The sequence below is a fragment of the Hyunsoonleella rubra genome (assembly GCF_042684665.1).
Classification (GTDB): domain Bacteria; phylum Bacteroidota; class Bacteroidia; order Flavobacteriales; family Flavobacteriaceae; genus Jejuia; species Jejuia rubra.
Genome location: NZ_JBHULY010000041.1, coordinates 1 through 658, shown reverse-complemented (window position 1 = coordinate 658; position 658 = coordinate 1). Strand labels below are relative to the sequence as shown.

Annotated in this window: 1 rRNA gene; it reads right to left on the bottom strand. The window is 53.8% G+C overall.

Annotated elements, in window-relative coordinates:
* A 16S ribosomal RNA gene (locus ACFSR8_RS16460) occupies positions 1-658 on the bottom strand; the annotation flags it as partial.

Sequence of the window (658 nt, the reverse complement as noted above, 5' to 3'; positions counted from 1 at the left end):
TGCGGGCCCCCGTCAATTCCTTTGAGTTTCATTCTTGCGAACGTACTCCCCAGGTGGGATACTTATCACTTTCGCTTAGCCACCCAGCCGGAGCCGGACAGCTAGTATCCATCGTTTACGGCGTAGACTACCGGGGTATCTAATCCCGTTCGCTACCTACGCTTTCGTCCATCAGTGTCAATGCGCTGTTAGTGACCTGCCTTCGCAATCGGTATTCTATGTAATATCTATGCATTTCACCGCTACACTACATATTCTAGCCACTTCACAGCGATTCAAGACCGGCAGTATCAAAGGCAGTTCCACGGTTGAGCCGCGGGATTTCACCTCTGACTGACCGGCCCACCTACGGACCCTTTAAACCCAATGATTCCGGATAACGCTCGGATCCTCCGTATTACCGCGGCTGCTGGCACGGAGTTAGCCGATCCTTATTCTTACGGTACCGTCAAGCCCCTACACGTAGGAGTGTTTCTTCCCGTACAAAAGCAGTTTACAACCCATAGGGCAGTCTTCCTGCACGCGGCATGGCTGGATCAGGGTTCCCCCCATTGTCCAATATTCCTCACTGCTGCCTCCCGTAGGAGTCTGGTCCGTGTCTCAGTACCAGTGTGGGGGATCCCCCTCTCAGGGCCCCTACCTATCGTAGCCATGGTGT